This window comes from Streptosporangium sp. NPDC006013, from assembly GCF_040614275.1.
Lineage (GTDB): Bacteria > Actinomycetota > Actinomycetes > Streptosporangiales > Streptosporangiaceae > Streptosporangium.
On record NZ_JBEXUE010000143.1, the window covers coordinates 1 to 21,048 of the forward strand.

The window sequence follows — 21,048 nt, forward strand, 5'->3', positions numbered from 1 at the left end:
CGAGGTGGCCCGGGTTCCGGCTCCCCGTCACATCGCTCGCTTGCTCAACGTTGAGGACAAGACGCCGGTGATCTCGCGTCGGCGCGTGGCCCGGCCGCGGGCAGCACCCACGACCAGGCCCTGGAGTGCCGGTAGGCCCTCCAGCCGAGCACCCCGCCGAGACCGGTCAGAGCGGCGACGGCCGGGGCCATCGCGGTGGAGTAGTACGGGTGGAAGGTGCCGCTGGAGAAGCTGAACACGACGTAGTGGACCACGAGCCAGCCGCCCCACAGCAGCAGGGCGATCCTGGTGTCGCGGAGCGGGCCGCGGACGGTCAGGGCCAGGCCGGCGACCAGGGCGATCACGGCGAAGGGCAGCAGCCAGGAGATCTGCCCGGCCATGATGTCGTTGAACAGGCGCCCGGCGCCCGCCTCACCGCCGAACCCCATGCCGCCCCCGGCCCGGCCCCCGCCGTTGCCGAAGATCCGTCCGAGGCCGTTGTAGCCGATGACGAGGTCCCAGACGGAGTTGTCGGTGCTGCCGCCGATGTAGGGGCGGCTCGACGCGGGCCACAGGTCCACGGTCACCATCCACCAGGCGCTGGAGACCACCAGCGCGGCGCCCGCGGCGAGCAGGTGCCCGAGACGGCGGAGCGGCGCCCCCGGAGCCATGGCCAGGTAGAGCGGGGCGAAGGCCGGGAGCACCAGGTAGGCCTGGAGCATCTTGGTGTTGAACGCCAGGCCGACGAGCACCGCCGAGACGACGAGCGCGCGCATCCGGCCGGCGCGTACCGCCTCCTGGCAGAACCAGGCCGCGAGCACCAGCAGCAGGACGAGGAGGGTGTCGGGGTTGTTGTCCCGGTTGATGGCCACGGTGATCGGGGTCAGCGTCATCACCAGGGCCGCGACCAGTGCGGCGGCGTGGCCGTACCCGCCGGGCATGGCTCTTCGCACCGCCGAGTGGAGCACGGCGACGGCGGCGACCCCGGCGGCGGCCTGGGGCAGGAGCATGCTCCAGGTGCCGAACCCGAAGATCCTCGCGGACAGCCCCATCGCCCAGAGCGCGAGCGGTGGTTTGTCCACGGTGATGAACGACCCCGCGTCCAGGGCTCCGAAGAAGAACGCCTTCCAGCTCTGGGTGCCCGACAGGATCGCGGCGGAGTAGTACTCGTTGGCGTGACCGTTGCGCCCCAGCGCCCAGACGTACAGGACGGTGGCCAGCGCGAGCACCCCCCACAGGCCGGGCCGCGCCCAGCGGGGGTCGCCGGGGGCGCCGAGGAACACCCGCCGCACCCCGCCCTGCCCGGCGGTGTGCCCGGCGGTGTACCCGACGGTGTGCCGCCCGCCCGAAGTCGGCAGCGCCGCGTCCGGCGAGGTGTGGGTGGTCATCGGCTGTTCTCCTTGGCGCGGCGGGGGTTGAAGACCCAGGTGCGGAGCATCAGGAAGCGTACGAGGGTGGCGACGGCGTTGGCCGTCACGAGCGCGGCGACCTCCGCGGCGGTGGACGCCGCGGGTGCCACGAGGTTGAGCAGGGCCAGGCCGCCGGTGCTCAGCGACAGGCCGACGAGGAGGGCCAGGCCGCCTTCGAGCTGGTGACGGAGGGCTCCGGTGCGGCCGGTGACGCCGAAGGTGAAGCGCCGGTTGGCCGCGGTGTTGAGGACCGCGGTGACGAGCAGGGCCACCCCGTTGGCCACGACGGCGGGCATCACCAGGCGCAGGGACACGAACAGGGCCAGGTGCGCCAGGGTGCAGACCACGCCGATGACGGCGAAGCTCGGCAGCTGGCGGGCCATGCCCCCGGGCAGCCGCGCCGCCCGCACCCGCGGCGGGACCGGGATCCTGGCCGCCCCCGACAGCGTCTTCCGCGCCACCCTCGCCATCCCCCTGAGGTCGTCCCTGACGGTTCTGACGATGTCGACACGGCTGTCGGGGTCGTCCACCCAGTCGACGGGCACCTCGTGGATGCGCAGACCGTGCCGCTCGGCCAGGAGCAGCAGCTCGGTGTCGAAGAACCACTCCTCGTCCTCGACCGCGGGGAGCAGCGCCTGCGCGATCTCGGTGCGCACCGCCTTGAAGCCGCACTGCGCGTCGGAGAACCGCGCCCCCATCGCCGAGCGGAGCAACAGGTTGTACGTCCGCGAGATGAACTCCCGTTTCGGCCCGCGGACGACGTTGGCCCCCCGGGACAGCCGGGTGCCGATGGCCAGGTCGCTGTGGCCGGAAAGCAGCGGGGCCACCAGCGGCAGGAAGGCGTCCAGGTCCGTGGAGAGGTCCACGTCCATGTAGCTGACCACGTCGGCGTCGCTGGCCGACCACGCCCTGCGCAGTGCCCGGCCCCGGCCCTTGGCGTCGAGGTGCAGGGCGCGCACGCCGGACAGCTCGCGGCTGAGGTCGGTGGCGATCTGCCAGGTGGCGTCGGTACTGGCGTTGTCGGCGATCGTGATGCGGAAGCCGTAGGGAAAGGTTCCCGTGAGGTAGGCGTGCAGGCGGCGGACGCTCTCGTCGAGCACCCGCTGCTCGTTGTGGACGGGGACCACGATCTCGACCGTTCGGGTGCGCGCCGGCGCTGTCGCCTGCTTCACGCTGCTCTCCCGGGGTGAGGGCTCGGTTCTCTCATGGCCCCAGAGTCGTCAGGTGACCTTGGGCGATCCTGAGGCGCTCGTTAACACCGGGTGAGAAAACGAAGGAGCCCCGGCGCGCGCAGCCGGGGCCTGGGACCGTCCGCGAGTGCGCCCCCCTTCGCACCGGCCGATCAGGCCACCGGCAGCGAGTCAGGCGGGCCCGGCTGCGCATACGCCGGTGGAACACGAAAAGCCTCCGGCCGCGGCCGGAGGCTCTCAGGCGGTCACTTCCCGGCGAGGGCGGAGAAGGTCATGACCCCGAGGTGGCCGTCGCCCTCCCCGGTCAGCTTCACCAGCAGGCTGTCGTCGTAGATGGAGTCGGAGTCGTTCCTCAGGCGCTGCCCGGTCCCGATGAGAGACCTCACGGCGCCGCGGGGAGGTGGGCGCGGGCCGGAGAGCCGGGCAGGCGGACGCGCGCGAGGATGCCGCCCCCCTCGGCGTTCTCCAGTTCCACCTCTCCCCCGGCGTCGCGCACCGCCTTGGCCACGATGGCCAGCCCCAGCCCCGACCCGGGCATGCTGCGGGCCGAGGACGACCGCCAGAACCTGTCGAACACGTACGGCAACTCCCCCTGGGGGATGCCGGGGCCGTGGTCCCTGACCGTCAGCTCACCGCCCCGGAGCCTCACCCGCACCGGGCCCTCCCGCCCGTGCGAGAACTTCACCGCGTTGTCCAGCAGGTTCACCACGGCCCGCTCCAGGGCGGCCTGATCACCTCGCAGGTACCAGGGGAGCAGTTCCACCTCGATCGGGGTGTCGGGGGCGCGCAGCCGCGCCCGGCGCACGGCCTCCTCGACGACCTCGTGGAAGGCGACCTCGACGTACGGCTCGTGCTCGTCCTCGGCGCGCGAGAGCTGGAGCAGGTCCCCGACGAGCGTGGACATCTCCTCGAACTGGGCCTTGAGGTTGGTCAGCAGCCTGCGCTTGGGGGCGGGGTCGAGCGGGCGCCCGGTGTTCTCGCTGCGTAGCAGCAGGTCGATGTTGGCGCGCAGGCTGGTGAGCGGGGTGCGCAGCTCGTGCCCCGCGTCGGCGATCAGCCGCCGCTGGCGCTCGCGGGACCCGGCCAGCGCGGTGGTCATCGCGTTGAAGGAGACGCCGAGCCTGGCGATCTCGTCGGTGCCCTCGACGGGGATCCTGGTGTCGAGGTCCTCGGTCCTGGCGACGTACTCGACGGCCTTGGTCAGCCGGCCGACCGGGCGCAGCGCGGTGCGGGAGACCAGCAGCCCCGCCGAGGCCGCGCCGAACACGCCGAGCGCGGTGACCCCGGCGAGGATCCAGGCCAGGGCCGCGAGGGTGGTCTGAACCTCCTCCAGCGACCGGGACTCCATGACCGCGATGCCGGGCCCGACGTTCCTCGTCATCACCCGGACCTCCTCGCCGCCGTCGGTCACCCCGTCCCTGATCCTTCTCGTGCCGGGCGGGGCCTGGGTCAGGGCCAGGTCGGCGGGGGTGACCTTGACGGGCGCGGTGCCTATGACACACCTGCCGCCACCGGCGTAGATCAGCTGGACCGACGGGATGCGGAACGGCGGCCTGCGCTCGATGCTCTCCCTCGGCCCCGCCGGGCCCCCCGCGCAGTACGACTCGATCCACTCGATGCCCTGCGGTCCCTTCGGCACCTCCAGGGAGCGCTCCACCTGCCGCAGTAGCTCGGCCCTGACGACGAACCAGCACAGCACCGCGCAGACCGCGATCGCCAGCGCCACGGCCGCCGCCACCAGCAGGGTCAGCCGCGAGCGCAGCGAACGGCGACCGTTCACGCGGAGTTCCGCAGCACGTAGCCGACCCCCCGGACCGTGTGGATCAGCCTGGGACGCCCGCCGGTCTCGGTCTTGCGGCGCAGGTACATGACATAGACGTCGAGGGAGTTGGAGGAGGGCTCGAAGTCGAAGCCCCACACCTCACTGAGGATCTGCTCGCGGGTGAGCACCTGGCGGGGGTGGATCATGAGCAGCTCCAGCAGCAGGTACTCGGTACGGGTCAGCTCCAGCCGCTCGCCCGCCCTGGTGACCTCCCGGCTGGCGGTGTCCATCCGCAGGTCGCCGAAGACCAGGCCCGCGTCGTCCTCGGCCGCGGGCGCGCTCAGCGCGCCGCGCCGCAGCAGCGCCCTGACACGTGCCAGCAGCTCGTCCAGCTCGAACGGCTTGACCAGGTAGTCGTCGGCCCCCGCGTCCAGGCCGGAGACCCGGTCGCCCACGGCGTCGCGGGCGGTGAGCATGAGCACCGGCAGGTGGTTGCCCGCCGCCCTGAGCCTGCGGCAGGCGGTCAGCCCGTCCAGCCGGGGCATCATCACGTCCAGCAGGACCAGCTCGTACGGCTCCCGCTCCAGCGTCTCCAGCGCCTCCTGGCCGTCCGAGGCCACGCCGACCCGGTAGCCCTCGAACTCCAGGCTGCTCTGCAGCGCCTCCCTGAGCGCGGGCTCGTCGTCCACGACCAGCACCCGCGCCGCCTCACCGTCACCCATGACCCTCACGTTAGACGCTCATCATGAGAACCCGATGAACACCTCCGGCCGTCTTCGCCCAGGCCGGACGGGCTCAGGTGAGCAGCGCCATGGCGGCGTTGTGGCCGGGGATGCCGCTGACACCACCGCCGCGCCGGGCACCCGCGCCGCAGAGCAGGACGCGCTCGAGGTCGGTCTCCACGCCCCAGCGCCCCGGCTCCCCGTACGGCCAGGACAGGTCGCGGTGGAAGATGTGGCCGCCCGGCAGTCCCGCCTCGGTCTCCAGGTCGACCGGGGTCTTGGCCTCCAGGCAGAGGCCGCCGTCCGGGGCGCGCAGCAGGCAGTCCTCAAGGGGCTCCGCGAGCACCTGGTTCATCGAGGCGAGCGTGGCGCGCAGCGCGGCCTCGCGCGCCCCGGCCGGGTCGTCACGGAACAGCCTGGCCGGCATGTGCAGGCCGAACAGCGTCATCGTGTGGGCTCCTGCCTCCCGCAACCCCTGGCCGAGGATGGAGGGGTCGGTCAGCGAGTGACAGTAGACCTCGGCCGGGGGCAGCGTGGGGATCCGCCCGGCCGACGCCTCCGCGAACGCGCGGGCGAGCTGGTCGCGGCCCTCGTTGATGTGGAACGTGCCGCTGAACGCGGCCTCGGGGTCCACCGCGGGGTCCTTCAGCCGGGGCAGCCGCGACAGCACCATGTTGACCTTGAGCTGGGCGCCCTCGGGGGCGGGCTCGGCGCCGCCGAGGAGCCGGGCGAGCACGGCGGGCGGCACGTTGGCCAGCACCCGCTCGCCCACCACCGTGTGCTCCCCGCCCGCGTCGCGGAAGACGACCTCGCCCGAGGCGTCGACCGCGAGGACCTCGGCACCGGTCAGGATCTCCGCCCCCGCGGCGCGGGCGGCGCCGGCGAGCGCGCCGGAGACCGCGCCCATGCCGCCGACGGGGACGTTCCAGTCGCCGGTCCCGTCGCCGATCACGTGGTAGAGCAGGCACCGGTTGGCCCGCAGGCCCGGGTCCGAGGGGTCGGCGAAGGTGCCGATGAGGGCGTCGGTGAGGACCACCCCGCGTACGGTGTCGTCGGCGAACCGCTCGTCCACCACCTCACCGATCGGCCGCTCGAACAGGTCGCGCCACGCCTCGTCGCCAACGAGGCGCCGCATCGCCGCACGGTCGACGAGAGGCTCCAGCAGTGTCGGCGCGACCCTGCCGGCCACGTCGGCGGTCATCCCGTAGAAGCGCCGCCACCCGTCCAGCTCACCGGTGCCCCCGGTGACCCGGGTGAAGGAGGCGGCGGTCCGCGCGGCGTCGCCGTTGTCGACCAGCAGCCCGCTCTCCCCCACCGGCGTGTACGAGGCGTAACGGCGCCGGCGCAGCGTGACGTTGAGCCCCAGGTCGGCCACGACCTTGGCGGGCAGCAGGCTGACCAGGTACGAGTAGCGCGAGAGCCGCGCGTCGACACCGGGGAACGCCCGCGCCGACACGGCGAGACCACCGACGTGGTCGAGGCGCTCCAGGACGAGGACGCGCCGGCCCGCGCGGGCGAGGTAGGCGGCGGCGACCAGGCCGTTGTGGCCGCCTCCGACGATCACTGCTTCATAGCGAGAGCGGAGCACGAGACTTCCCTGTGGGTTGAGGGGACGGTGGAGCCGAGGGCTCCGGCCGCCCGGCGGCGGAGAGGGTGATTCTCAGCAGGGTGGCGGCGGGGCCGCTGGGGGTGCGACCGCGGCGCCAGACCGCCCGCAGACGGCGCGCGAGGTCGATGTCCTTGGTGGGCACCTCGATCAGGCGGCCGGTGGCCAGCTCGGCCTCCACGGCGTAGCCACTGAGCACGGCGGGGGCCGCACCCTCGCGGGCCGCCCCCTTGACCGCCGCGTTGGAACCGAGCTCCAGCTTCGGGGAGGCGACGGCGTAGCCGGTCAGCGCGACGTCCAGCGTCTCGCGGGTGCCCGACCCCCGCTCCCGCACGACCAGCGGGGTGGCGGCCAGCTCGGCGGCGCGCAGCGGGGTACGGCGGCGCGCCCACGGATGGCCCGGCGCGACCACCACCACGAGCCGGTCCGTGGCCACCACCCGCGACACCAGCCCCGACGGCACCGAGGGCCCCTCCACGAAGCCGAGCTCGATCTCACCGCCGATCAACTTCGCCACCTCCGCCGAGTTCTGCACGTCCAGGCCGACCTGTACCTGGGGCTCACGGTTCTGGAGCTCTCCCAGCCAGCGCGGCAGCAGATACTCGGCCACGGTCATGCTGGCGGCGATGTGCAGGTGGGCGGCCCGGCCGTGCCGTACCGCCTCCACCCCCCTCATGAGCTCCTCGGCCGCCGCCAGCACCTGCGCGGCCCAGGCCGAGACCATCGCGCCCTGCGGGGTGAGGACGGAGCCGCGCGGGGTGCGTTCCAGCAGTTCCAGCCCGAGACGTCGTTCCAGCAGCGAGATGCGCTTGCTCACCGACGGCTGCGCGACACCCGCCGCCCTGGCTGCCTGGCCGAGGCTGCCCAGGCGTTCCACATCGACGAGCAGGCGCAGGGATTCGATGTCGGGCAGCTCACTCATAGCCCCAGGCTATGACCTACCAGCAAGACGACGGGTACCGGCCCCGCCGGGCCACGCCGACACTCGGACAATGCCCCCCTTCCCGCCCGCCCGTTCACCGGGACCTACCCGGCACTCCCCCCCGGCGCCCGCTGCGACGGGGCGGGCACCTGCGACGGCATCGGGGCTCGGGAGGCTCGTGCCCGGGCTCGGGGCGGTGGCCGTCGCGGTGCTGCTGGCCACGGCCATCGCCCGGATCGTTCCCGAGGTGAGCGCCGCCGTGATCGCGGTGGCGCTCGGGGTCGCGCTCACCAACCTCGGCGGCCTGCACCGTTCGCTGGTCCCCGGGCTGAGGTTCGTCTCCCGCCGGGTGCTCCGCCTGGCAATCGTGCTGCTCGGGCTGCAGATCGCGCTGCCGGAACTGCTGGCGCTCGGCTGGCCGGTGCTGGCGGTGGTCGCGGCGGGGACCGGTGTCACGTTCGCGGCGACGCGGTGGATCGGAGGCCTGGTCGGGGTGAGCCCGCGCAGGTCCCTGCTGATCGCGACCGGCGTGTCCGTCTGCGGGGCGGCGGCCGTGGCCGCCATGCACGAGGTCGCGGGAAGCGACGACGACGACGTGGCGGCCGCGGTCGGCGTGGTCGTCCTGTACGGCAGCGCCTCGATCGTCGCGCTGCCACTGCTCGCGGGATCGCTGGGCCTGACACCGCACCAGCTGGGCATCTGGGCCGGCGCCTCGGTTCACGAGGTCGCACAGGTCGCGGCCATCGGCGCGGCGGCCGGAGCGGGGGTCCTGGTGAGCGCGGTGGCCGTCAAGCTGGCCCGGGTGGTGCTGCTGGCCCCGATCGTCGGCCTCACCTCCGCCGCCCTGCGCCGTACCTCGACGGAACCCCCCGGCACCGGGCGGGCGGCGGGCCGGCCGCCGGTGCTGCCGCTGTTCGTCGCCGGGTTCGTCGTGGCCGTGGCGGCGCGGAGCCTGGGCGCGGTACCACCCGAGGTCATCCGGGCCGTCCCCGGGCTGACGGCGACGCTGCTCGCCGCGGCGCTCTTCGCCCTGGGCACCGGTGTCGATCTCCGAAAGCTCGTGCGGGGCGGGCGGTCACTGCTCCTGGGCGGGATCTCCACGGCCATCATCGGCGGGATCTCACTGATCGGAACCCTACTCATTAGCTGATCTTTAGGTGGACGTCTCCCGGCAACCGCCGTAACGTGCTCTTTTTGGGGAAGACGGTGTCGTTTACACCGTTCCAAAAGCAAGCAATGATTACGACCTCGGACAAGGAGACAGAACCAGCTCATGCGTACCACCCGACAGTCCCTCACCGGCATGCCGAGCCCCTCGAGTGAGGTGGCCGAGGCGCTGGAGCAGGGCGCCCCGATCGTGGCCCTGGAATCCACGATCATCTCGCACGGCCTGCCCCAGCCCCGCAACCTCGAGGTCGCGCTGGAGCTGGAGCAGCTCGTCCGCGAGGCCGGGGCGGTACCGGCGACGATCGCGGTACTGGACGGTGTGGCGCGCATCGGTCTCGACAAGAGCCAGCTGGAGCGCATCGCCGGCGAGCCCGGGCTTCGCAAACTGGGCTTCCGCGATCTGCCCGCCGCCGCCGGGCTCGGGGCGAGCGGGGCGACCACGGTCTCCGCCACCTCGTTCCTGGCCGCCAGGGCGGGCATCCGGATCTTCGCCACCGGCGGTCTCGGCGGTGTGCACCGCGGATGGACCGACAGCCAGGACGAGTCGGCCGACCTCGACATGCTGAGCCGGACCCGCATCACCGTGGTCTGCGCGGGCGTGAAGTCGATCCTGGACGTCGGGGCCACCCTGCAGCGGCTGGAGACCCGTAGCGTCACGGTCGCGGGGTTCCGTACCGACGAGTTCCCCGGCTTCTACCTGCACACCTCCGGCGAGCCGATCGACTGGCGGATCGAGACCCCGGCCGATGCCGCGGACATCATGCGGGCCCAGGACGCGCTGGGCGGTCCGGAGAGCGCGCTGATCGTCGCCAACCCGGTGCCGCTGTCGGAGCAGCTCGACCCCGAACTGCACGACCGGGTGCTCGCCGAGGCTCTCGCGGCGGCCGAAGAACAGAAGGTCACCGGCCAGGCCATCACCCCGTTCCTCCTGGGTTACCTGGTACGCGGCACCGCCGGAGCCTCACTCGAGGCGAACCTGGCCGCGGTGCGGGGCAACGTCCGCCTCGCCGGGCAGATCGCGGCCTCCTGGAGCCGGGGAAACTGAGGAAACCATGACCGGAACGGGTCTACTGGTCATCGGCGACGTGGTGACCGACGTCGTCGCGCTGCACGGCGGGTCGGCCAGAAGCGGCCTGGCCGTCGGCACGGACACCGCCGCCGACATCGTGCTGCGTCCCGGCGGCTCGGGGGCCAACACGGCCTCCTGGGCCGCCCGGCTGGGCGCCGACACCCGCATCCTGACCCGGGTCGGCTTCGACACCGCCGACTGGCACGCCGCCGAACTGCGGCGCTTCGGGGTACGGCCGCACCTGCGGGTCGACCCCGACCGGCCGACGGCCGTGGTGATCGCCATGGTCGACGTGACCGGGGAGCGTTCCATGCTCACCAACCGGGGCGCGGGCGGGCACATCGGCACGGGCGACTGGGACGAGAGCCTGCTGGAGGGGGTGGGCCACCTCCACCTGTCCGGATACACGCTGTTCGCCGAGCCGGGGCTCCAGCTTTCCCGGCTGGCCATGGCCGAGGCGTCCCGGCGCGGCGTCTCGATCAGCGTGGACCCCGCCTCGACCGGATTCCTGCGCTCGTTCGGCGCCGAGCGGTTCATCCAGGAGACCCTGACCGCCCAGCTGATCATCCCCAATCTGGACGAGGCGCTGCTGCTCACCCGCGAGACCTCGGCCGAGGGCGCGGCGGAGATCCTGAGCCTGCGCTACGGCGCGGCGGCGGTGAAACTCGGCTCCCGCGGCGCGCTGATGGCCAGGAACGGAAAGTTGGCCGCCCGGGTTCCCGCACTCACCACCGAGGTGATTGACTCCATTGGAGCGGGGGACGCGTTCGCCGCGGGGTTGCTCACGGCCCTGCTGAGCGGGGCCGACGACGAGGCCGCGCTGGACGCCGGACGCCGCGCCGGAGCGGAGGCCGTGACGGTCCTGGGGGGCCGTCCACGTATCCTTCCGTCGGAGTTGGGTACGAACGAGCTTTACCCTCTTAACACCAATTGATAGCTTGCGGCGTAAGCTGCACCATTAGCCACACGCGTCACTTTGGGGAGGTTGCGGTCCGCCGATGGATGCCGAGTCATCGATCTGCCTGAGTGATCTGGTCCCAGCCCTGCGCTGGAGCCGTCCCCAGCAAGTCGCCGAAGCCCTGGCCGACCCCCGGCTGCCCGCCGGCTGGTGGTCCTCGGTCACCCTGCCCAAGGCCCTCGGCTCCGCCGGGCTCGACTGGGTCTGCGACAGGCTGGCCCGGCTCTCGCTGTCGCGCTGGGACCACCTTCCGCTGAGCGACGTGCTGCCCGCCCTGCACGTGCACACGGTCGACCCCACCCTGCCGGGCTGGCCGGAGCCCGCACGCCTGGCCATCACCGGGCTGGGCGGCTGGAGCCGCCTGCGCCGCCTGACCCCGGGAGACCTGAGCGGGCCCGCGATGCCCGCCTCTCCCGAGGTCCTGGTCACCGCCATGTTCCGCGAGGTGCTCAGCCGTACCCCGGGGCTCGCCGAACAGGCCGTGCCGGCCGCCCAGGCTCAGTCCCCGGCGCAGTCCCCGGCACAGGAACAGGCCCCCGCGCAGGTGCCCGCGCCACCGATCCCGGCCCAGCCGCCCGCGCCGCAGGAGCAGCGCCAGTCGCCGGCCCCGGAGCCGGTCGCCCCCGTCGCCGAACCCCCCGCCGCCAAACCTCCGGTGCGCCTCAGCGACTATCCGCTGGTGCGTCTGGTGGACAACATGTTCCGCGACTGGAGCCCGCTGGAGCGCGCGGTCGCCGTGGAACGGCTCTTCGCGGTCGACCCGATCAGCCTGCGCGCGCTCGCGCACAAGCTGAACGCCGACCGCGACGCGCTCTCCGCGGCCCAGCGCACCGCCGAGGAACGCATCCTGCTCTGGCTGCGCTCCTCGGAGTCCGCACCGCTGACCGGGCACATGTTCGGGCTGACCGAGTGGCTGGGCGCCGCCGCCACCAAGGACCAGCTCATCGGCGCGGACCCCGCGCACCCGATCGAGGTCCCCACCCTCCAGACCCCGCTCTGGCGGGTGCTGGTCACGCTCATGCCCGATCGGCGGCTCCAGGACGACTGGCTCGTCGTGGGCGATCTGGGCGGCCTGCGCGACCGGACCCGCCAGCTCCTGGCGAACAAGCCGATCGACGCCGACGCGGTCGCGCTCATGGAGCACCAGCTCGGCATCCGGGCCCACTCGGCCCAGGCCTGGCTGGACGCCCTGGCCGCGAGCGGGCAGGAGACGCCTGCCCAGGAGGCCGCCGCCGAGGCGACCAGGCAGCTGCCTCGCCGCACTCCGGGGGCCAACGGCCACCACCACCGCGGCGGCCAGCCGATACCGCAGGTGAACACCGGCAGCATCGATCCCCGCGCCGCCCTGGCCACGCTGTCGGCGCTGTCCGGCGGTAACACCCGGCCGCACCTGATCACCAGCCAGCGGGCTCCGCTCCACCCGCCCGCGAGCCCGTCGGCCGACCCGAGCCGCTGGCAGCGCATCGAGGTGACCAGCGACCACCTGCGGGGCGGTCCCGTGGCCGTGCCCGAGGGGTACGCCACCCGGCTGGGCATGCGTCCCGGCACGCTGCTTTCGGTCACCGGCCCCGGTGACAACGCGGTGGTCCTGGTCTGGCGGGACCAGCCTGTCTTCGACTCCCTGCAGCCCGTCCTGATGCGCCTGAACGCCCGGCCGGGCGACCAGGTCTACGTCACCGTGGACGGCTACCGCCTGGACGCCCAGCTGCCCGCCTGAACTTCCGGCCCCCTCGGAGTGATTTCCGCCCCCGGGAACCGGCCGTCCGCGGCGACCGAAACCGGCATAGGCGGCCCCCACCTCCGGGGGCCGCTCACCGGTCGCGTCGATTCGGCCACCGAGCGCCGTCGACGACCTGTAATTTCCACCAAGAATTCCGAAACGTCCCTTTTCTCGGCATGGGAATGACCGACCTTTCCCGGCTGCTCTTTTTCGGCGCTATGCTTTTGGGACTCAAGTGACTTAGCGACACCGCTGGGGCCCGTTTCACCGAAACGGGCTCTCGTTGTTGTTGAATCCTGCGACTTTTCGTAAGGAAACGCCATCTGGTGGGAGTCGGGATAGCTCTATCCTCCGTCGCCTTGTGAAGTGTCCCCAGGGACGCGGGCGGGGACGGCGGGCGGCTAAGTCGTGATAAGGCCAGGGATTAGAGAGCGACTTCGAACTAGCCGATGAGAAAATTCGCCCGTGTCTGGCTGGGACTGACGTTCTCCACCGTGGGATCACGAGCCGTGAGCGTCGCCTATCCCCTCCTGGCACTGGCCTTGACCGGATCTCCGGTGCAGGCGGGCTGGACCAGCTTCGCCCTGACGTTTCCGGTCCTGATCTTCTACATTCCGGCGGGCGTCCTGGCCGACCGGGTGAACCCGCGCTCGCTCATGCTCCTCACCGAGACCCTGCGGGGGCTGGCCGTCTTCAGCGTGTTCCTCGCACTCGCCCTCGACTGGCCGTCGCTCCCGCACCTACTGGTGGCGGCCTTCCTGGAGGGCACGCTGTGGGTCGTCTACTCGCTGGCGGAGACGGCCTTGATCTCGTCCCTCGTCCCGAGGGACGAGGTCTCCGTCGCGATGGCCAGAAGCGAGACGATCTCGCACGTCGCGGTGCTGGCGGGCAGGCCACTGGGCGGGTGGCTTTTCGGGATCATGCAGGTGGCGTCCTTCGCGGTGAACTCCGCGCTGTTCTTCCTGGCGCTGCTGTCCCCGCTGAGCGTGGCGGGCGGAGGGAGAGGGCGCCGGCCTCGGTCGCACACGATCCGCGAGATCGCCGGCGGGCTCGTCGACGGGCTCAGAAGCCTGGCGGGACGGCACCTGCTGCGGGAGATCGCCGACGGCTTCAACGAACTGGCGAGGCACCCGTTCCTGCGCAAGGCCATGGCCCTGACCATGGTCACCAATCTGATGGTCAACGCGCTCATCATGATCTTCATTGCCGGGTCGGCGAACCTGCCCTCCTACGAGGTCGGCCTGGTACTGGCCGCCGGGGGGATGGGCGGGGTGGCGGGATCGAGCCTGGCTCCCTACCTCAAGCTCAAGCCGAGGACCTCCATGCTCTTCGCCCAGCTGTGGATCTGGGTGCTGGCGCTCCTCATCGCGGCGTACGGTGCCGGGCCGATCTTCTTCGGGCTCGCGATACTGCTGACCGGGTGCACCGGGGCGCTCAGCAACGTGGCCATCAGGACCTTCGAGGTCGACACCGTCGACAAGGGCAAGCTCGGGCGTGTGATGAGCGTGCACCGGCTCGTCACGTACAGCGCCGTGTGCGTCGCGGCCCCCCTCGGCGGGACCCTGGTCGCCGTGGCGGGCGTCCGGACGGCGGCCGTCATCCTGGCCGGCCTGATGTTCTGCGTCGCCCTGGTGGTGACGCTCGTGGCACTGCTGAACCTCCATAGGCGGCTCGGCCTCGCCGGGACGGCCAGGGAGGTCCGGGCGACCGGGGCCCACGCGGCCACGCGGGCGCTCACGACGGGGCGACCAACCGAGCCGCTTCGGCAGCGAGATGGGCAGGGAGGGTGGGCGCCCTCGCCGTCCCCGCCCTCCGGGCCAGATCGGCCGCCGCCGAGGCGTCGCCGGCCAGAGCCTCGATCCGGGCGGCATACAGCAGCACCGGACCGTGATCTCCCGCCTCGGTCAGCACAGCCCTGATCTCCCGCCTCGCCTCGGGGAAGCGCCCCAGCAGGGCCAGCGCGAGGGCGTGGGCGGCCCGGGTGGAGGGCCACTGCAGCGGTCCGACCCGGTCGAGGTCGCGCAACGCCGCTTCCGCCTGGCCGAGCCCGGCGAGGATCTCGCCCCGCGCCCGCAACGCCTCGGTGAGGTTTCCCTCCCTTCCCAGAACGTCGTTGAGAACGTCACGTGCCGCATCGGGATGGCCGTCGTACCAGAGTGCCCAGGCGAGCTCGGTCTGGATGCTCATGTCGTTGGGGACGCGGCGTATCGCCGAGTACAGCTCCCGCACCGCGACCGAGGGGCGCCCCTGGGCCAGCCGCAGCCGGCCGATCCCGGCGAGAAGGCCGCCGACGGCCGAGGTCGCCCCCAGCGTCTCGAAGAGGACCGCGGCGGTGCGGTAGTGCGACACGGCCTTCTCGAAGTCCTCCCGCCGGTGCGCCACGTTGCCGAGAAAGGACTCGATCTCCGCGCGGATCCTGGTGTTGTCGCCACACCGCTCCAGAGCCTCCTCGGCCTGTTTGGCGGCCAGCGCGAACTCCCCGTCGCGGAACGAGAGCTCGGCGGCCCGCAGGTAGTCGTCGGGAAGGGCCCGGCTCTCGGCCTGCACGACGAGGCGGTCGTTCTGCAGGATCGGCTGGATGAGACGCTCGTGCGACAGCTCGCACCAGCGCGTGCCCGCCTTGATGTCCTCACGCAGGATGTGGCGGTCCACCAGCGCCCTGACCACCGCGTTCGGCATGCCGGCGGTGACGGTCTCCCCCTGGTAGACGACCTCGCGGGTGCCGAGTTCGGTGATGAAGCAGCGGCGCAGCCAGCTCCTGAGCTCGGCGACGTCGTCTCCGAAGTGGTCGTGGGCCACCTCTGTGATCATTCGCTCGGAGAAGTCGGTGAGGGAACGATCGGCGTTGGCGAACCTGCGGACGTGGTCCGAGGAGATGACCCGCACGTCCTCGGGCAGGGAATGCCACATGGCCGAGCACACGACCTGCAACTGGACGGGCTCGACCACCTTGGCGTCGGCGACGACCTCCTCGCCCAGCGCCCTGCCGACCCTGATCATGCGGAGGTCGTCCACCAGGCCACGCGCCGCGCCCGGGGCGAACGAGCGTCCCGTTCCCTCCAGCGGGCCCTCGGTCGCCCGGACCGCGGCGCCCGTGTCAAGGGCGGTCAGGGAGAAACGGCTCCTGGCCATGCCCGCCAGCTTCGGCTCGTGGGGAAGGATCGCGGCGAGGTAGTCCTCGCGGATCGAGATGAGAAGACGCAGGTTCGGGTCGTCGTCCAGCGCCTCGACGAGCTGGCCGATGAACCATTCCCGGTACGGCTGGCGGTGGGCGAAGTCCCCGAAGAGCTCCTCGGCCTGGTCGATCGCGGCCAGGGTGAGGACCGGGTCGCCGTAGGGGTCCTGGCGCGGCGGGCGCCGGCTGAGGAACTCACGGATCGTCAGCCCCGCCAGCCGGGTGGGCGTCTCGGTGGGAGACCACGACGACAGCAGCGCGAACACGTGCGGGTTGTGCCGGGAGAGCGCGGCCGAGGGGAAGGGCGAGCCGTGCGACACCCTGCCTATCGGCAGGACATCGGTCCTGCCGGTGTCCAGCAGCGGGAGCACGCCCGCCTGGATCAGCGAGGTCTTGCCCACGCCCGACGGCCCGTACAGCACGGTCAGGCGCCCGGCCTGCCACAGGTCGGAGACCTCGTGCGCCTCCCTGTCGCGGCCGAAGAACTTGGCTCGGTCCTCGCGGCGGAAGGCCCGCAGGCCGACGTACGGCCGGCCGGCCGCGTCCGGCCGGACAAGGTCGGAGGTCACATCGGAGGTCACGGCACCGGTCCCATCCGCCGGCGCAGCTCACGGCAGAACTCCTCCGCCGTCCCCCAGAAGATGGAGATCCGCCAGTCTTCGTAGTATCTGGCCAGCTGACGCTGGACTTCCAGCACGTCCGCCTTCGTGCTGGCGAGCGAGGGGGCGAGCTGGACGCTCACGTGCCTGCGGCGGTTGATTCCGGGAACGGCTTTCAACAACCCATGGAAAAGCACGCGAAATGTCCAGTCCTGCAGGCTGTATCCGATGAACAGCAGGGGTCTCCTGGTCAGCGCCGCGAGAATGGAGGTGGGCAGCATCCGCTGGCCGCCCGCGACACCGTCCACGGCGAGGTTGGTGAGAAACTCCAGATAGTCGTCCTCCGCCAGCACTATCGACGCCGGATCCTGCAGGCTGCCGTGCAGGTGATAGATGAGCGGGGCCTCGGGCCTGGGATTCCAGCCCGCCTCGCTGCTGAACAGATCCTCGGCGTAGGCCAGCCCTTTGTTCCATGGACAGACGGCCACATTCGGTCTTTTTCCCACGGCTTCGAGTGAGCGCAGGATGAAGTCGTCGTAGTTTGTCGTCAGATATACCGGAAGCGGGAAGCTCGCGAGCAGACCGTGCGGTTCGAGGGGGTCGAGGAAGTCGGGCGCGCCCCCGGCGTCGAGCTCGTCGCAGATCCGCCTCTTCACATATACCGAATCCCCATATCGCATCACTGCGAACTGCGTCACCCGCGGGAGATCATGGTCGTCGTCGAACGGATAATCCCATCGGCGCGCCATGTCGCGGCTCAGCGCCGTCCCGGTCGGCAGAGTGCCCACGCACGCCCCTGACCCCAGGAACGGCGTGCAGTCCCCGCTGTTCAACTGGTCGAGCAGGCGTTCCCACTCGGCCTCCCCCATGTCATGCACGCAGGGCACCACCTCACGGGCAAGAGGTCCAATCGGATCATGGACTCGATGCCGTACGACTCTATTGGCATGGTCAATCCCTCCGGCGAGGGAAGGCACCTCTTGTCCCGCCGACGCTTGTCCCGACGGCACGCCCGGAGCAGGCGAATGATTCACGATCACCTTTCTGCCGTGACCCGCGTGAAACGGCAGGGTGACCGTTCAGATCGAGCTGGTGAATCCGGCCGTCGGCTCCGCCGTCTCCAGAAACAACGGCTCCAGCGCCCTCCGCAGGGAGTGGTCCTCGATCTCACCGAGCATCTCCAGGGAGAGGCCTCCGAGGTCGACGAAAATGTTTGATCTTGAGCCGTCATCACGCATACGTGCTCCCCTTACATCGCTCCAGATCGGGCCTCGACCACCGCTCGGGTTTGGGACGTCCTAAAAAACGTGAAACGACGTCCCTTTCGAAAGTATCCAGGCCGCTTTCTTCTTACTATGCGATTCTGTAATACCCCACTCGCCGAATCAACCTTTAGGATGACCGTACGATCCCTTTGGCTAAAAAAACGGAGGCCCGAGGTGGTGGAGCTTTCACACGCGGCGAACACGGTGCCGGAACGGCAGCCCGAGGTCTGGGAGAAGGTGCCGCCCCGCAACAGGAACTTCACCGGGCGGGACGACCTGCTTGTCAGGCTCCGCCAGGGCATCAGCACCGTCACCGCCGTCGTGCCCCAGCCCCAGGCGCTGCAGGGGTGGGGCGGTGTCGGCAAAACACACCTGGCCATCGAGTACGCCCACCGCTACCGGTCGCACTACGACCTCGTCTGGTGGATCCCCGCCGACCAGCGCGTGCTGGTGCCGTCCGCGCTGGCTGCGATGGCCCCCCACCTGGGGCTGCCTCCCGCCTCCGCCACCGGTGTCGAGGAGGCCGCCGAGTCCGTGCGCAGGACGCTGCAGAACGGCAACCCCTACCGCCGCTGGCTGCTGATCTTCGACAACGCCGAGGATCCGGGACAGGTCGAGGAGTTCATCCCGCGCGGGCCGGGTCACGTCCTGATCACCTCGCGCAACCCCAAGTGGGAGGACCACTTCGAGACCCTCCAGGTCGACGTCTTCACCCGCGAGGAGAGCGTGGCGTTCCTGAAGAAACGCCTGCGCCGGGAGGTTCCCGACGACGACGCCTCGCGGCTGGCCGAGCAGCTCGGCGACCTCCCGCTGGCTCTGGAGCAGGCCGGCGCGCTGCAGTACGAGACCGGCATGTCCGTCGACGAGTACCTGGAGCAGCTCGGCGAGCAGGCGAACAGGCTGCTGGGCGTCAACAGGGCACCGGGGTATCCGCTGTCGATGACGGCGGCCTGGAAGGTGTCGGTGTCGCTCCTGCAGGACCGCCTCCCCGAGGCCATCACACTCCTGCGATGCTGTGCCTTCTTCGGCCCCGAGCCCATTCCGCGCGACGTCTTCCGCAGGGGCAACAAGGCCGTCGTTCCCCGGCTCAGCAAGATCCTTTCTGATCCGATCCTGCTCGCCACGGCGCTGAGCGAGCTGAGACGCTTCGCCCTGGCCAGGATCGAGCCCACCACCCGCACGATCCAGGTTCACCGGCTGATCCAGGCGCTGCTCCGTGACGACCTGCCGGAAGAGGATCAGACGGAGATCCGGCACGAGGTGCACGTGCTGCTGGCCGGCAGCGCCCCGAACGACCCCGACGAGACCGACAGGTGGCGCAGCTTCGAGGAGCTGGTCGCGCACGTCACCCCCTCCGGTCTGGAGGAGTGCACGGACCCCGCGGCCAGGCAGTTCGCCCTCAACGTGGTCCGTTACCTGTACATGTCGGGCAACTACCAGTCGGCCCACTCCTTCCTCACCAGCTTCATCCGGAGATGGACCGAGGTCAGCGGGCCGAAGCACCTGGACGTGCTCGTCGCGCACCGGCACCTGGGCAATGTCCTGCGGGCGCTCGGCCAGTACGCCGCGGCGTACGAGGTCGACCACCAGACCCTCGACGACATGCGCGCCATCCTCGGCCCCGACCACCGCGAGACGCTCCTGACGACCAACGGGTACGGGGCCTCCCTGCGGGCCCGTGGCGACTTCGCCGCCGCCCGCAAGCTGGACGGTGAGTCCCGGGACGCCCACATCGCCAACCGTGGCCCCAGCGACCCCGCCACGTTGCGCGTGCTCAACAGCCTGGCCCTCGACTACGCGCTGACCAGTGACTACAAGGCGGCACGACGGCTGCACCAGGAGACGTACCTGGAGATGAGCGACGCGATGGGAGGCATCGGCAAGAGCACCCTGCTGCTGTCCTGGAACGGCCTGGCCAGGGCGGTACGGCTCTGCGGCGACTACACCGAGGCCTGCGACCTGGGTGAGGAGGCCTACGCCTACGGCGTCCAGGAGCTGACGCTCGACCATCACTTCACCCTGCTGACGGCCAAGGACCTGTCGATCGCCAAGCGCCGGGCCGGAGAGGTCTCCGAGGCTCTGGAGCTCGCGCGTGACACGCACACCCGGCTCCAGCGGCTCTTCGGAGACGAGCACGCCGACACGATGGCGGCCGCGATCAACCTGTCCAACTCCCTGCGGGTGACCGGCGACCTCGACGAGGCGTTCGCGATAGCGAACAGGGCGGTCGCGCTGTATCCCCGGGTGTTCGGCGAGGAGCACCCCTACGGCTTCGCCTGCGGCGGTAACCTGGCGATCCTGCACCGCCTGCGCGGCGAGGTCGAGACGGCCCGCCGGCTGAACGAGCAGGCGGTGCGCGGCCTGATCTCCAAGGTCGGCAGGGAGCACCACTACCCGCTGACGTGCGCCATCAGCCTCCAGACGGACCTGGCGATCCTGGGGGAGTTCACCCAGGCGTGCGAGCTCGGCAGGGAGACGCTGGACAGGCTGCGGAAGCTCTTCGGCGAGAACCACTTCCTGAGCCTGGCCTGCGCCGGCAACCTCGTCCTCGACCTGAGAGCCGCCGGCGCGGAGAAGGAGGCCGAGCTGCTCTACCACGACACGATGCGGCAGTATGAGCGCCCCCTGGAGGCCGGCCACCCCGACGCCATCCTCGCGAGCGAGGGCCGGCGCATCGACTGCGACTTCGACCCCCCGCCGATCTGATCACGCCGGGGTCAGGTGTTGCGCCTCCGCCAGGCGTCGAGGTGCCGCTCCGCCTCGCGGAGGGCCTGTGCCTCCGCGAGGTCGTCCACCGGTTCGGCGGCGCACTCTTCGAGGGTTCTCCTCATGCAGGCCACGAACTCCTCTCCGCGCTCGTTCAGGCTCCCGCTGGCCAGCAACGTGCCGGTGACCTGGTAGGCACCCCGCCTCCACCGGGCGAGTTCCACGCGTGCCCGGAACGCCTCGGTGTCCCGCTCGAACCTGTGCTGCCTCCGCCAGAACTCCGCCACCCCGAGATAGGCGTACGAACCCTGCAGCAGCCCGTAGGCGGGGCGCGGGTCATCCCGCCAGGGCGCGTAGTAGCGTCTGCCGTCGTCCGGCAGGGTCAGCGGGATCACGTCGGTCAGCGCCGTGAGCTTCGCGTGCTGGATCTCGTGCGCGAGCGTGGCGGCGAGCCCCAGGCCGTGCCACGGGTCGGACATCGCGACGGTCCCGAACGCCTCGCGGGTGGAAGCGCTGTTCTGCCCCCTGTCCGGCGCCTTGACGGGGGTGAGCACCGACACCGTGGAGCTCACCTCCTCCGCCACCTGCCGGTGGTGGGCGGTCAGGACGCGCCACGCGTCGTCCAGGTGCGCCCGCCACGCGCGGAGCCGCTCGCGGCCGAGCCGTGGCTCGGCGACCTCTTCCACGGGCCACCGGTACGGGTCGACCCCGGCCAGGCCCGCGGCCTGCTCGGCGGAGAGCTGCCCGGCCAGGACCTCCAGGTGTCCGGGGGTGAGCTTGACGAACCCGTACGGCCGGG

Annotated in this window: 16 protein-coding genes and 1 pseudogene; 6 read left to right on the forward strand and 11 right to left on the reverse strand. The window is 71.3% G+C overall.

Annotation, left to right across the window (positions count from 1 at the left end):
- Window positions 1–44: 44 nt before the first annotated feature.
- The 7 genes from ABZ260_RS22235 to ABZ260_RS22265 form a co-directional block, all read right to left on the reverse strand.
- A complete protein-coding gene (locus ABZ260_RS22235; RefSeq protein ID WP_355620684.1) occupies window positions 45–1,367 on the reverse strand; it encodes a glycosyltransferase family 39 protein in 1,323 nt (440 codons plus the stop codon).
- Window positions 1,364–2,560, reverse strand: a complete 1,197-nt coding sequence (locus tag ABZ260_RS22240; RefSeq protein ID WP_355620687.1) for a bifunctional glycosyltransferase family 2/GtrA family protein — start codon at window positions 2,558–2,560, stop codon at window positions 1,364–1,366. The genes ABZ260_RS22235 and ABZ260_RS22240 overlap by 4 nt, the downstream gene beginning before the upstream one ends.
- A 263-nt stretch (window positions 2,561–2,823) precedes the next feature.
- A complete protein-coding gene (locus ABZ260_RS22245) occupies window positions 2,824–2,964 on the reverse strand; it encodes a hypothetical protein (protein ID WP_355620690.1) in 141 nt (46 codons plus the stop codon).
- Complete coding sequence (locus tag ABZ260_RS22250; RefSeq protein ID WP_355620693.1) at window positions 2,961–4,358, reverse strand: HAMP domain-containing sensor histidine kinase; 1,398 nt, start codon at window positions 4,356–4,358, stop codon at window positions 2,961–2,963. Before ABZ260_RS22250 ends, ABZ260_RS22245 begins: the two co-directional genes overlap by 4 nt.
- Window positions 4,355–5,062, reverse strand: a complete 708-nt coding sequence (locus tag ABZ260_RS22255) for a response regulator transcription factor (RefSeq protein WP_350928705.1) — start codon at window positions 5,060–5,062, stop codon at window positions 4,355–4,357. The genes ABZ260_RS22250 and ABZ260_RS22255 overlap by 4 nt, the downstream gene beginning before the upstream one ends.
- A 73-nt stretch (window positions 5,063–5,135) precedes the next feature.
- The gene (locus tag ABZ260_RS22260) at window positions 5,136–6,650 is read right to left on the reverse strand and encodes an NAD(P)/FAD-dependent oxidoreductase (protein ID WP_355620696.1); all 1,515 of its coding nucleotides are present in this window, start codon (window positions 6,648–6,650) and stop codon (window positions 5,136–5,138) included.
- The gene (locus ABZ260_RS22265; protein ID WP_355554780.1) at window positions 6,631–7,590 is read right to left on the reverse strand and encodes a LysR family transcriptional regulator; all 960 of its coding nucleotides are present in this window, start codon (window positions 7,588–7,590) and stop codon (window positions 6,631–6,633) included. Before ABZ260_RS22265 ends, ABZ260_RS22260 begins: the two co-directional genes overlap by 20 nt.
- A 178-nt stretch (window positions 7,591–7,768) precedes the next feature.
- Here ABZ260_RS22265 and ABZ260_RS22270 point away from each other — a divergent pair, with 178 nt between their 5' ends.
- The 5 genes from ABZ260_RS22270 to ABZ260_RS22290 all read left to right on the forward strand — a co-directional run bounded on the left by ABZ260_RS22270 (window position 7,769) and on the right by ABZ260_RS22290 (window position 14,423).
- Window positions 7,769–8,740 (forward strand): putative sulfate exporter family transporter, encoded by a 972-nt coding sequence (locus tag ABZ260_RS22270; RefSeq protein WP_355620699.1) that lies wholly within the window; start codon window positions 7,769–7,771, stop codon window positions 8,738–8,740.
- A gap of 123 nt (window positions 8,741–8,863) precedes the next feature.
- Complete coding sequence (locus ABZ260_RS22275; RefSeq protein WP_355620702.1) at window positions 8,864–9,802, forward strand: pseudouridine-5'-phosphate glycosidase; 939 nt, start codon at window positions 8,864–8,866, stop codon at window positions 9,800–9,802.
- 7 nt (window positions 9,803–9,809) lie between these two features.
- Window positions 9,810–10,760, forward strand: a complete 951-nt coding sequence (locus ABZ260_RS22280) for a sugar kinase (protein WP_355554786.1) — start codon at window positions 9,810–9,812, stop codon at window positions 10,758–10,760.
- A gap of 64 nt (window positions 10,761–10,824) precedes the next feature.
- Window positions 10,825–12,501 (forward strand): hypothetical protein, encoded by a 1,677-nt coding sequence (locus tag ABZ260_RS22285; protein ID WP_355620705.1) that lies wholly within the window; start codon window positions 10,825–10,827, stop codon window positions 12,499–12,501.
- 452 nt (window positions 12,502–12,953) lie between these two features.
- Window positions 12,954–14,423 (forward strand): MFS transporter, encoded by a 1,470-nt coding sequence (locus tag ABZ260_RS22290; RefSeq protein ID WP_355620708.1) that lies wholly within the window; start codon window positions 12,954–12,956, stop codon window positions 14,421–14,423.
- A 106-nt stretch (window positions 14,424–14,529) separates the two neighbouring features.
- On the opposite strand, the pseudogene ABZ260_RS22295 reads toward ABZ260_RS22290, so the two are convergent.
- From ABZ260_RS22295 to ABZ260_RS22305, 3 genes and pseudogenes are all read right to left on the reverse strand, one after another.
- Window positions 14,530–16,260: pseudogene (locus ABZ260_RS22295) on the reverse strand (hypothetical protein); the annotation flags it as partial.
- Window positions 16,257–17,147, reverse strand: a complete 891-nt coding sequence (locus tag ABZ260_RS22300) for an SIR2 family protein (RefSeq protein WP_245651495.1) — start codon at window positions 17,145–17,147, stop codon at window positions 16,257–16,259. The gene ABZ260_RS22300 and the pseudogene ABZ260_RS22295, both read right to left, overlap by 4 nt.
- A 210-nt stretch (window positions 17,148–17,357) precedes the next feature.
- Window positions 17,358–17,516 (reverse strand): hypothetical protein, encoded by a 159-nt coding sequence (locus tag ABZ260_RS22305; protein ID WP_343977558.1) that lies wholly within the window; start codon window positions 17,514–17,516, stop codon window positions 17,358–17,360.
- A 201-nt stretch (window positions 17,517–17,717) separates the two neighbouring features.
- On the opposite strand from ABZ260_RS22305, the gene fxsT reads away from it, so the two are divergent.
- A complete protein-coding gene (gene fxsT, locus ABZ260_RS22310) occupies window positions 17,718–20,249 on the forward strand; it encodes an FxSxx-COOH system tetratricopeptide repeat protein (protein ID WP_355620711.1) in 2,532 nt (843 codons plus the stop codon).
- An 11-nt stretch (window positions 20,250–20,260) separates the two neighbouring features.
- Here fxsT and ABZ260_RS22315 read toward each other — a convergent pair.
- A partial coding sequence (locus ABZ260_RS22315; RefSeq protein ID WP_355620714.1) for an HEXXH motif-containing putative peptide modification protein occupies window positions 20,261–21,048 on the reverse strand: 788 nt, incomplete at its 5' end.